This window comes from Paucisalibacillus algeriensis (assembly GCF_000577245.1).
Taxonomy (GTDB): Bacteria; Bacillota; Bacilli; order Bacillales; family Amphibacillaceae; genus Ornithinibacillus.
This window is the reverse complement of record NZ_CBYO010000007.1, coordinates 198,517-211,364: the sequence shown is the minus strand read 5'-3', so window position 1 is coordinate 211,364 and position 12,848 is coordinate 198,517. Positions and strand designations below refer to the sequence as shown.

Below are 12,848 nucleotides of genomic sequence, written 5' to 3'. Positions count from 1 at the left end.
AATAAGGAGTTTGGTAAGGACACCAGATTCCTTTTTTGTTGTAAAAAGGGTTTGACAATAATTTATAAAATTCGCTAGCTGTGTTATAATTCCATGAGTATTTGCTATTTTTGGAAGCCACAGAATGGAAAGGCTGTTAATAATGGAAAAGAAAAAAGTCCTGTTTTTTATATATCAAATGGGAGCCGGTGGTGCAGCCAGAACAATATTAAATATAGTGAACCATATGGACAGGGGAAATTTCGAACCAATTCTTGTAACCTTAAATTACAATGGTAGCTATGAAAGTTACTTAAATAAAGATATAAAATTTATTAAATTACAAACAACACGACTACGTTCAGCTATTCTTCCGTTAGCAAAACTAATACGGAAGGAAAAAGTTGATTTAGTATTTAGTACAATTCCGAATTACAATATAGTAGCAATTTTAGCTAGACTACTTTCCTTTTCGCGAGCGAAGAATGTTGTGAGGGAAGCGGCTTATTTAGGAGGAACAACTTCTTCTGATATGAAATTAAGGCTAGTTGGATTGTTATACAAGTTTTCAAGTCGGGTTATTTCATTGTCAAAAGGGGTAAAAGAAAATATTATTAAACGTTATAAAGTAGCTTCTGAAAAGATTACAGTAATCTATAATCCTGTTGATATTGAAGTTATTACAAAAAATATAACGGATGGACAAATCAATGAGAAACATCAAAAGATTTTCGATGGACAATCAAAAGTAATTATCACCGCGGGTAGACTAGTGAACGACAAGGACCATAAAACCTTAATCAATGCATTTTCCAAGGTTCAAGAAAAAATGAACGTGAAGTTAGTCATTCTTGGTGAAGGTGAACTAGAAGAACAACTTATACAACAAGTCAAAGGGTTGAATATAGAAGATAGTGTATTCTTTTTAGGTTTTATGGAAAATCCTTATATTTACTTTTCCAAAGCAGATTTATTTGTCTTATCCTCATTACGAGAAGGATTTGGTCATGTTTTAGCAGAAGCTTTAGCAACAGGGGTGCCAATTGTCTCCACGGATTGTAAACCTGGGGCGGTTGAAGTATTAAATTATGGTGAATACGGTAAATTATGTGAAATAGGAAACGCTAAGGATATGGCAGAGAAAATTTATGACGTGTTGAATCTTTCTGAAAGAGAAAGGTTTATCATGATTGATAACGGACTAAGTAGAGCAAGTGAATTTGCTGCAGAGGAAATTGTGAAACAATATGAGGATGTTTTCCGTCAAACTTTGAAGATGGAACAAAGGTTAGCAGGTAGGAGCTGATAATATGAGTACTCCTAAACGAGTAGTACACTTAACAACTGTGCATCACCCATATGACCCGAGAATTTATCATAAAGAATGTAAATCGCTGAATAGAGCTGGTTTTGATGTTACACTTATTGCACAAGAGGCAGACGAACCTTCAAGTACTAGAGATATAAAACATATAAAACTAAAAAAATACGATAGTCGCTTGAAGAGAATGATTTTTGGAACTTTTGATGCATATAAAAAAGCTAAAAAACTTGATGCTGATGTTTATCATTTTCACGATCCAGAGCTTTTACCAGTGGGTTGGCTATTAAAGAAGAAAAGTAATATCGTCATTTATGACATACATGAAGACTATATTACCAGTATTTTGCAGAAAGATTATTTGAGTAAACCCATAAAAAAGATTATTGCCAAAACGTATAAATTTATGGAGGCACTCTTTAGTCACAAATTAGAGCTTTGTTTGGCAGAAAAGTATTATAAAGATATCTATCCAAGGGGAAAATGTATACTAAACTACCCTACTATTAATGAAAATATTCTTAATCAACAAAGGGATAATGGTATGCTAGAAAATGAATTACTGTACACGGGAAATGTGACACATGTTAGAGGGGCACTAATTCATGCCAAACTACCCTTAATTGATGAGTCTATTAAGGTGCATTTTGTTGGTAAATGTTCCAGAAATGTAGCAAATGAAATGTATCAAGTAGCAAATAATAAAAAGGAAAAACTAGTCATAGAAGGCTTGGATAGGTTTGTCCAGAAGGAAAGAATTGAAGAGTGCTATCTAAGTAAGAATTGGTTAGCGGGAATTGCTCTATTTCCACCGACAGAACATTACATGAAAAAAGAATTAACCAAGTTTTTTGAGTATATGAGTGCGGGGCTCCCGGTGCTTTGTTCAGACTTTCCGGTATGGAAGAACTTTATCGAGACCTATCAATGTGGGATAGCAGTAGATCCATATAATGATGAGGAAATAAAAAAAGCTATTGATTATTTGAAATCTCATCCAGAGGAAGCAAAAAAGATGGGAGAAAACGGCAAGAAAGCTGTATTGTTAAGCTTGAATTGGAATGTGGAAGAAAAAAAGCTTGTTAGCTGGTACGAAGAACTGCTAACTTAGTTTTTACCTTAATGGATATAATTATAACGAAAGATTTTACCAAGGAAAGGTATTAGAAAAGAGGGGAGAAGTTGTTAGAAAATCATAACCCATTAATTTCAGTCATTACTCCTGCTTATAATGCCGAGAGATTCATTAAGCAAACAATTGAATCCGTGCTTGCACAAACCTACACAAATTGGGAAATGATTATTGTAGATGATTGCTCTACAGATAGAACGGTGGAATTTATTAATGAGTTTACCCAAAAAGATAATAGAGTCCATTTAATCCAACTTGAAGAAAATAGTGGGTCTGCGGTTGCAAGAAATCTAGCAATGGAAAATGCAAAGGGGAAATACATTGCATTTTTAGATAGTGATGACCTTTGGTTTCCTGAAAAATTAGAAACACAGGTTCAATTTATGCAAGAAAAAGATATTGCATTTTCATTTACAAAATATGTTCGAATGGAAGAAGATGGTACACTAAAGGATGCTGTATCGAGAGCCCCTGAATCTGTAGGCTATCAAGATTTAATGAAACATTGTGTGATTGGATGTCTAACCGTTATGATTGATCGAGAGAAAATTGGAGATTTAAAGATGGTTAATATTCGGACGCGCCAGGATTATGCCTATTGGTTAGCTATAACGAAGAAGGGTTTCCGAGCCTATGGTTTACCAGAAGTACTTGCGAAGTATCGTAATGTAGAGAATTCCATTTCAAGCAATAAAGTAAAAGCTGCTAAAAGACAGTGGTATGTTTATCGAAAAGTTGAAAATCAATCAATACTAAAAAGTATCTGGTACTTTTTGCATTATGCAAGTAAGGGGATACGAAATTTAATTAAATTTAAACTTTCTAAAAGGAAGAATTAGGGCAGTGCGAAGAAAGGTGTAAAATTCTAATGAAATCGTATTTGCGGGAATTATTTAAGCGTAAAGATTTATTATTTTATCTAGTAAAGTCAGGATTGAAGGCGGAGCATCGAAATAGCTTCTTGGGGTATTTTTGGTGGCTACTTGATCCGTTGTTAAATGTGGCTGTTTATTATTTTGTGGTTGTCATAATACTAGAACGAGGTGGACCTGAATATCCTACTTTTTTAGTTATTGGGTTGGTTGTATGGAGATGGATTAGTTCGTCTATTAATTCTTCTGCAAGGTCTGTCTTAAAATACCGTTCCATAATCAATCAAGTTTACTTACCTAAGTCTATTTTTCCACTAGCATTTACACTTACACAGCTGTTTAACTTTGCATTTGGCTTAGTTGTAATCGGTGTGTTTTTAGCATTTTTTGGTGTAATGCCAGATTGGCAAATTGTATATCTACCAGTACTCATTATGATTACATTGGTGTTTTTACTAGCAATAGGATTATTCTTAGGGTATTTTACAGTCTTTATTCGTGACATTGATAATCTGCTTACCTATGTCACACGAATCTTTTTCTATGCTTCACCAATTATTTGGGTAGGAAGCATGTTGCCTGAAAAATATAGCTTTGTTGTTGATTATAATCCGATTGCAATTCTTATTAATTCCTATCGAGCTATTTTAATGGGAGAAGGTTTAAGTCCAAATTTCATTGGGCTAGGTATCATTTTCCTAGTTTCGATTATAGTTGTAATTTTTATGCTTCATCATTACAGCAAAAACGAACATAAGATTATTAAAGCATTATAGTGAGATGACTTTTAAAGAAGAGGGTTTTTAATTTGGAAAATAAGAAAGATCCCATTCAAAATGAAAAAGAAGTAGTTCGAGCTAGAAATATCGGTGTCTCCTTTCAATCCGGAAAAAGAGATGATTTTAAATCTATTGTCTTTGGAGCTATTAAGGAAAAAGGAAAAAAAGAAAAGAATAAAAAAGTATGGTCTTTAAAAGATATTAGCTTTGATGGGCACCAAGGTGAGATTCTCGGGATAATTGGCTCAAATGGTGCGGGTAAAACTACGCTTAGTAAAATTATTTCAGGAATCCTTAAAGAAGATAAAGGGAATATTCAGGTTGATGGCAAAGTAACAGCTTTGTTTTCTTTTGGTATGGGCTTTAATCAAGAGTTAACAGGACGAGAAAATGTATACTTAAACGGCATGATGCTAGGGATTGATAAGGAAATCATAAATCAATACATCGATGATATCCATGAGTTTTCAGAGATTGGTGACTTCATCGACCAACCGATGAAATATTATTCAAGCGGCATGCGTGCAAGACTAGGGTTTAGTGTAGCGGCTCATCTTGAACCAGAGGTTTTAATATTGGATGAAGCACTAAATACTGGTGATGCCCGTTTTAGTAGAAAAGCAGCAGAAAAGATGAAAGAATTGGTCACGAAAGCAAAAATGGTAATTATCGTGACACACGGGCTAATTTATGCACAACGAAATTGTGACCGTTTAATTTGGCTTGATAAAGGTGAAGTGCGAGAAATTGGAGATCCCAAAGAAATTATTCAAAAATATCGAGCAACTGTACCACCGAGACCGCTTAGAAGAAATAAGAATCTCCAATTAAAGAAAACAGAAACGAATATTGAAGATAATATTATTATTAAAGCTAACAATGTAGGTGTTTCCTATCAATTAAACACGGGTGAATTTTGGGCACTGAAAAATGTGAATTTTGAAGTTAGAGAAGGAGAGGTAATAGGGATTATTGGTCATAACGGTGCAGGAAAAAGTACGTTATGTAAAGTCTTAACCAATATCCTAGCACCTGATACTGGTACTTTACAAGTAAACGGTAATACTTCAGCATTACTTGGATATGGAACAGGTTTTAATGCTCAACTTACTGGTGTAGATAATATCTATTTAAATGCGATGTTATTAGGAATTCCTAAGAAAAGAGTAGAGAAGAATTTCGATAAGATTGTTGAGTTTTCAGGGATTGGCGATGCGATCCATAAGCCAGTCAAAAATTACTCTGCGGGAATGAAATCAAGGCTTGGTTTTAGTATTGCGGCGGTACTGCAACCAGATATTTTTATTATAGATGAAGCATTATCTACAGGTGACATGGCCTTCCAACAGAAAGCTAGTGAACGAATTCAGGACATGATGGAGCAAGCAAAAGCAGTAATTATTGTTTCTCATAGTATGGGCTTCATTGAAAAGGTATGTACAAGGGGAATCTGGATGGAAAAAGGTCAGATTCGCTTTGATGGAACAGCGGAAGAGGCAGTAGCTAAATATCGTGAGGAAAACGGAGCAAAACGAAAGATTCAGTTGAAACCAAATAATAACAATGCAAATAAAAACAACAAAGCTTAGAGTGCTTCGATTTAGGTGGTGGAGAAAATGGGAATGAAAAAGCTAATAACCGGTCCAATAGATTGGTTTCTTTTTAATATCCTAAATGAAAAGCAACGTAAAAATCTGGGGAATTTGCTCTCGGACGACCAGAAGGAAAAATTAAAACAAATTATTTTAGGTAAACAACAATTGGAGAGACAGAAGCTAAAACAAATTCGCCACCATCTATATAGTTTAGGGTTCACGGAAAAAGGCTTAGCTGATCTCAAGAATTTTTATGAAAATAATAAGTATCCATATATAAAAAAGTTGGCTGCATGGGAGTTAGCACTCTGGTATGCAAACGACTATTCAAAAGAAGGAGCTAAAAAGGCTCTCCAATATATTGCGATTGCAAAGTCTCAAGAGAAAAATAAAGATCAAATACGAAGATTTGCAATAGTAGAAGCGGAGTGCTATGACATTTTAGATGAAAAAGAAAAAGGTAAAGAGACTCTTAATCATGTCTTGCAATTTCAAGACCATCCTGATTTATATTTAGGAATGGCAAATCTTGAAGACACAATAGAAGAACGATTGAGATGGATTAATAAAGCATTTACAAAGTATAATCTCTCGCCGATTCTCTTTGAAAATGGTAACGATAGTACTTATGATGATTTAAAAACCAAAAAGGTAGAACATACCGTTACAGACGGTCCAAAAGTTTCCGTCATTTTACCAGCCTTTAAAGCAGAAGATGGAATCCGTGTTGCAATAGAGTCAATTCTTTCACAAACATGGAAAAATCTCGAATTAATTGTAGTGGATGACTGTAGTCCGGATGACACAGCAAAGGTTGTCGAAGAATATGTAGAAAAGGATTCCAGGGTTACCTTGTTATCAACTCCTAAAAATAGCGGTCCTTATGTTGCCAGAAATATAGGTTTAATACATGCTACTGGAGAGTTTATTACAGTTAATGATTCAGATGATTGGTCACATTCCGAGAAAATTGAAATTCAAGCGCGTCATTTAATGCAAAATAGCCCGGTCATTGCTAATACGTCGGAACATGCTAGGTTGACAGAGGAAATTAAACTATATCGCCGAGGGACACCTGGTAAATATATATTTCCTAATATGTCATCCTTGATGTTTCGCAGAAAACCCGTTTTAGAACAGCTTGGAAATTGGGATAATGTACGTTTTGCAGCAGATGGGGAGTTTAAGCGACGACTTATCCAAGTTTTTGGGAAAAATAGATATGTAGATCTTAAATCAGGACCATTATCGTTACCAAGGCAATCCGTGAATTCACTTACGGGTAGTTCAGCATTTGGATATAATGGATTCTTTATGGGAGCTCGTAAAGAATATGTTGAAAGTCTGTCGTTTTATCATAATTCTGGTAAATCCTTATATTATCCTTATCCAACGGACAGACGAATATACCCGGTCCCGGAACCAATGTGGCCACAAAGAGAAGAAAAACAGATGGGAAGCCGACATTTCGATGTTGTTGTAGCCTCTGATTTCAGGGAAGTAACTAATGATACAGTGAAACAAATCAAAGATTTCGTCAGCCCTGATTCAAGAATTGGATTAGTACAAATTAATAAATTTGATTTGAGATTAACTAATTCAAAAATTGACTCATCTATACGACAATTAATAGACGGTAGTCAAGTACAGATGCTAGTTTTTGGAGAGACCATCGAAACTGATGAGCTAATTATTCTAGATTCAACAGTATTAGAAGAGAAACAACGGTATATTCCAAAGGTAGTTGCTAATCAAATAAAGATTCTGATTAAAAATAAAGAAAATATAGATCTAAAATCAAGCCAAGAAAACCTTGATGCGTATTTCTCAGGATTGCAAAAATGGTTTGCTATCAATGGCGATATATTTACATCTATAAAAGAACAATATCCAAATGAAGTTGATTTCCATCTAATAGATGAAGATTGGAAGATGCGGGATGAACGATGAAGTGGAAAAGCTAAGAAAACAACATGCAGTATTACAAGATGAGTTATCTCGATTAGAAAAGATTTGGTTAGAAAAAAAATCACTTGCTGAGGAAGCACGACAAAAACGTGTTTCCTTAGAAAATGATTACAGAGATATCATAAATAGTCGTGCATATAAATTAATGAAAACCTCAACTAAGTGGAAGTCTTTTACTAAGGAATCGGTTGCCTATGTTCTAGGGAAAAGAGATAAAAGGCAGCTCTATAGTAAAGTATATAAACAAAAGAAGGCTTCCAATATATTAAAGAATGACAAGTATCGTTTATACACACTTGGATTTACGGAAAAATCACTTGAGAAATTAGAAAGCATCTATCGAGATACAGACAATCGCAATTTGAAGCAAGCTGTCGCATGGGAGCTTGCTCTTTGGCATGCAAATAAATATACAGTCATGGACTCAGCAATTGCTTTAGGATATTTTGATTCTTTAGAAGACTTCAGTGATATGAATCAACAAAGAAAAGCAATCATAATAAAGGCTGAATGCTTGTTATTATGTAATCAAGTAGAACAGGCACATGATGATCTAACCAATATGTTGTCTAAACAAACACATCCAGATATATACTTTGGCCTAGTTAATTTAGAGACGGACACTACAGAAAAACTAAAGTGGGTTAATATGGCCCTTGGACACTATGACCTTCAACCAGTTGGGTTATCACAGAAAAGCCAATCTAATCTATATGACAACCTATATACGATTACAAGTAAGCCAGAACATAAGAATGGTCCAACAGTATCCGTAATTATTCCAGCCTATAATGCGGAGGAAGGTATCCAAATTGCAATTGAATCAATATTGTCACAGACATGGCAAAATCTCGAGGTCATTGTTGTTGACGATTGTAGCAAAGACGCTACAGTAAAGGTAGTTCAAAGCTACATGAAAAAGGACCCCAGGATTAAATTATTGTCAACCGGTAAAAATAGTGGTCCATACATAGCTAGAAATATAGGATTAATGGAGGCAACTGGTGAGTTTGTAACAGTAAATGATTCTGATGATTGGTCCCACGCAGAAAAAATTGAAAGACAAGCTCAACACTTAATGGAAAATAAGTCGTTTGTTGCCAACACTTCAGAGCACACTCGGATCACGGAAGATATTCAATTTTACCGAAGAGGTACACCAGGTCAATATATATTTTCCAATATGTCATCATTAATGTTTCGTAGAGAACCGATTTTAGAGAAACTGGGAGCTTGGGATAGTGTTCGCTTTGCTGCCGACAGTGAATTTAAACAACGTATTTTGAAAGTGTTTGGAGAAGGTAGTATCGCGGATTTAAAAACAGGTCCTCTCTCCTTTGCTAGACAATCAACAGGTTCCCTAACGAGTAGCTCTGCCTTTGGTTATAATGGGTTCTTAATGGGAATTAGAAAAGAATATCGAGAGGCTTATCAGGATTACCACCAAAAGGCTAATACACTTTATTATAATTTCCCGATGAAAAATCGATTGTTTACAGTGCCTGAACCGTTGAAGATAAATATGGAACCTAAGCAAATTGGTAAAAGGCATCTGGATATTGTTATTGCCGCGGATTTCCGAATAACAGGGGAAATTTTAGACTCTGTAAAACAGGAAATAAAGATCCATAAGGAGAGGGGGCTTCTTACAGGATTAATGCAGCTCAATCAATACGATTTTACTAGTCAGAAGGAAGTAAATACACATATAAGAGATATAATAAATGGAAAAGATGTACAATTTTTAGTATATGGTGAGAAGATTCAATGTGATATCCTTCTAGTCAAGGATCCTGTAATTCTTAATGAAAAGCAAAAATACCTTCCAAAAATTGAGGCGAACTCGGTTCAGGTAGTAATTTATCAAGCCCCAATTCAAAATAATAAATTACGCTATAATCTTAGAAGATGTTCCAAACATCTAGTTGAGTACTTCGGTAATCCAGGTAAATGGTACCCTACCAATCAGCAAATTAGAGAGACTCTCAAGTCACAAGCCAAGACCGAATTGAAGTACATTAAGTTATCAAAGGAAAATTGGAATACTAATGATAAGTCATATTACAACCGTTTAGATGATTGGATAGTTGAAGAAAACCCATTTCATTTAGAAAATGGCAAAGGGGACGGTTCAGATGAACAAATATGAGCAACATCCAAATAGTATAGAAGAATCAGCAGAAGTAAAAAAAATAGTGCAGGATAATGAAGAATTAATTAAAAGTATTATTCAAAAAGAAGCATTAATAGAAGAAGAAGAAAGAACCATAAAAAAAGATAAAAAGAAATCAAAACAAATACTAGAAAGTAATACATACAAAATCTTTAAGCCAGTTTCTAAACGGAAAAATAAGGATAGTAAAATAGCTGAATTAGAGGAAAAGCTATCCTTGGCTCAGCAAGAGCTTTATGAAACAAAAGAAAAGCTAAATGAGCTAATGGTAAACGACCGTTTACTAAATAGCTATAAGATGAACGGTGTGATAAAGGATAAAAAGGAAGAGGGGGAACTAATTCCTTTTCTAGATAAAATCATCGAAAATAAAAAACGGCATGAAGAAAACTATAATAATGCATTGAAATATTCAGCTAGATTATTCATGAAAGAAAAAGAAGAATATCGTGACTGGATTTACCAAAAGGTCCTACCTGCTTTGAAAATTGAAGATATACCAGAATTTATGATCAGAGAAGGATTGAGAAAAGAGCCAATTGAACTGAGACAGGCATCTTCGTTCAGAGCAAGTCTGAATATGCGAATGAGGAAAATGCAATTAACAAGTACACTCCCTGAATGGAAGCTTGATGATAAACGGAATGCTTATTCATTTATAAAAAGTCTTAATGTTCCAGTTCCAGGGGTTATAGATGAGGCCTTTACACTGGAAACAATACCTAAAAAGGATGGCATAGTAATAAAGCCAGCTGACGGTGCTGGTTCCCGTGGTGTATATCTGGTTTATACTACTACAGATATTTTTGATATAAAGCGCTCTAAATCCCTAAAAAGCTGGGAGGGATTAATGGATTCTTTGAAGCAAGATCTTGATTCAGGCTGGGTTTATAAAGACGAATGGATGATAGAGGAATTAATTTTAGAAAACCATGAGGAAAAAGTCCCTGCTCGTGATATAAAATTTTATTGCTTTTATGGTAAGGTTGGTCTTATATTGGAGATATCTCGTTATCCAGAATTGAAATACTGCTGGTGGACAGCTGATGGAAAGCGAGTCAATACAGGTAAATACAATAATGATTCATTTAAAGGGAAGGGATGTACAAAGGAAGAAATTGAGCTAGCTAATCATATTAGTTTAACAATTCCAGCTCCATTTATTAGGATTGACTTCCTCCGTTCAAATAAAGGTCTAGTCTTTGGAGAATTTACACCAAAGCCCGGTAATTATGATGAATTCGATGAAGCCACTGATAAGTGGTTAGGAGATTATTTTATGGAAGCGGAAGGACGATTAGTACAAGATTTATTAAATGATAAAGAATTTACTTTTTTTGACGAAATGATAAATAAGTTTGAAGATGGGTTTATAGAGGAAGAGATTTAGGAGGATATCCGATGGAAGATGACAAGCAGTGGCTACCACACTTATCTAGTAAATTTGTTTCAGATGCACATGGTAACCTTTTGGACGCGTATGCAGTATCTTTAGAGGGCTGGAGAAGAGGATTAAAGCTTCGATGGCATGTAAAGGATTCAGAGAAATTTGCTGAAATGACCACATGGTTTGTGGACAGACCAGGTCAATTATTTTCATTAAGCTCAAAAGATAAAACACATTATTTCTTTAGAACCAGAGGAGATTTGGTATCTAACGAAGCGGTGGCAATAGGTAGAGATAAAGAAAAAACAAAAGAAGTACTAAATAAAGCAGGAATACCTGTTCCTGAAGGTAGAAGATTTACAGAAACGGAAGCAAATGAAGAAATCATTAAGTACGCTAATGCTTTAGGCTATCCAGTGGTCTTGAAGCCAACTGATGGAAGCTTTGGTAAAGGTGTTATAGCAAATATCACTAGCTCTGGAGAATTAGAATACTCCCTTGAATATGTACGTTCTGATTTAAACTTTAGAGATGTCATTTTGGAGCGATTTGTTACTGGCGATGATTATAGAATTTATGTCGTGGATGATCAAGTTGTTGGAGCGATTAAACGTATCCCACCAAATGTTACTGGGGATGGGGTTAATACAATTAGAGCGCTAATACAACTAAAGAATGAGGAACGAAGCCTGAACCCCCGACTAATAAGTTGTCCGATTGAAATCAATCAAGAATTAACGAATTTTATTGGGCGTAAAGGATATACATTGGATTCTATCCTTAGCCAAAACGAACCTTTATTCCTAAGTTCTATAAGTAATGTTTCATTAGGCGGCGACCCAGTCGATGTATTGGATGAGCTACCAGAACAGGTAAAAAGAAACGCTGTTAACGCAATTAAGGCCGTTCCAGGACTTATTCATGCTGCAGTGGATATAATGTATGATGAAAATAGTCCAAATTCTACTAGTGGGACTGTGATTGAACTTAACCCTACAGCACAGTTAGGTGGTATTCTTTATCCTGTAAAGGGAAAATCAAGAGATGTTCCAGCAGCAATTATTGATTATTATTTCCCGGAAACTAAAGGAGTGTTAGAGAATAAAGGAAAAACATACTTTGATTTTCATGATGTACTAGATCCTTTGAATTCTAGACAAGGGTATATCACCACCGTAACGCCATCACCAGTAGGAAAACTATATGCTAAGAAGTATACGGTATCAGGGGATGTACAAGATATAGGCTATCATCGTGGACTCAGAAAGCAGGCATTTGAAAGATATTTGCATGGCTTTGTAAGTAATCTGGAAGATGGTGATATTGAAGTAATTGTTGCTGGTACGGATGAGGAAATGGTTAATGATTTTAGAAATGGACTAACAGAAGACACTGAGCGGGCTACAGTTTTAGAAATACAAGAAGAAATATACGAAGAACCAATCAAAGTGGGGTTTGAAATCAAAGCAGACCTAAAAACTCAATTGGATGAGTTGAAGCTAATTCTTCAAGAATTAGAAGTAACAGAGCTCGCACTGAAAAAAGCAGAGGTTCAAAATCGGAAATTTGAACAAAGCTTGTCCTGGAAAATTTCAAAACCAGTACGTTTAGCAGGAACTTTATTAAAGAAGTTTAAATAATT

General features: G+C 35.0%; 9 protein-coding genes. All 9 read left to right on the top strand.

Annotated elements, in window-relative coordinates; translation table 11 throughout:
* The first annotated feature begins 124 nt into the window (after positions 1-124).
* The 9 genes from TY11_RS05560 (at position 125) to TY11_RS05520 (ending at position 12,846) form a co-directional block, all read left to right on the top strand.
* Entirely contained in the window at positions 125-1,285 is a 1,161-nt protein-coding gene (locus tag TY11_RS05560; protein WP_369797393.1) for a glycosyltransferase, read from the top strand.
* Between the two features lie 4 nt (positions 1,286-1,289).
* Positions 1,290-2,411, top strand: a complete 1,122-nt coding sequence (locus TY11_RS05555) for a glycosyltransferase (RefSeq protein ID WP_042143753.1) — start codon at positions 1,290-1,292, stop codon at positions 2,409-2,411.
* Positions 2,412-2,482: 71 nt separating this feature from the next.
* Positions 2,483-3,271, top strand: a complete 789-nt coding sequence (locus TY11_RS05550) for a glycosyltransferase family 2 protein (protein ID WP_042143752.1) — start codon at positions 2,483-2,485, stop codon at positions 3,269-3,271.
* A gap of 29 nt (positions 3,272-3,300) precedes the next feature.
* Complete coding sequence (locus tag TY11_RS05545; RefSeq protein ID WP_042143750.1) at positions 3,301-4,080, top strand: ABC transporter permease; 780 nt, start codon at positions 3,301-3,303, stop codon at positions 4,078-4,080.
* 32 nt (positions 4,081-4,112) lie between these two features.
* Positions 4,113-5,672: an ABC transporter ATP-binding protein gene (locus TY11_RS05540; protein WP_042143747.1), complete on the top strand. Its 1,560-nt coding sequence runs from the start codon at positions 4,113-4,115 to the stop codon at positions 5,670-5,672.
* Between the two features lie 27 nt (positions 5,673-5,699).
* On the top strand, positions 5,700-7,628 hold the full coding sequence (locus TY11_RS05535; protein ID WP_081755840.1) for a glycosyltransferase family 2 protein: 1,929 nt from the start codon (positions 5,700-5,702) through the stop codon (positions 7,626-7,628).
* A complete protein-coding gene (locus TY11_RS05530) occupies positions 7,618-9,795 on the top strand; it encodes a glycosyltransferase family 2 protein (protein ID WP_052345756.1) in 2,178 nt (725 codons plus the stop codon). The genes TY11_RS05535 and TY11_RS05530 overlap by 11 nt, the downstream gene beginning before the upstream one ends.
* Positions 9,782-11,209: an ATP-grasp fold amidoligase family protein gene (locus TY11_RS05525; RefSeq protein ID WP_052345755.1), complete on the top strand. Its 1,428-nt coding sequence runs from the start codon at positions 9,782-9,784 to the stop codon at positions 11,207-11,209. The genes TY11_RS05530 and TY11_RS05525 overlap by 14 nt, the downstream gene beginning before the upstream one ends.
* Before the next feature lie 11 nt (positions 11,210-11,220).
* On the top strand, positions 11,221-12,846 hold the full coding sequence (locus TY11_RS05520; RefSeq protein ID WP_042143745.1) for an acylphosphatase: 1,626 nt from the start codon (positions 11,221-11,223) through the stop codon (positions 12,844-12,846).
* Positions 12,847-12,848 lie beyond the last annotated feature (2 nt).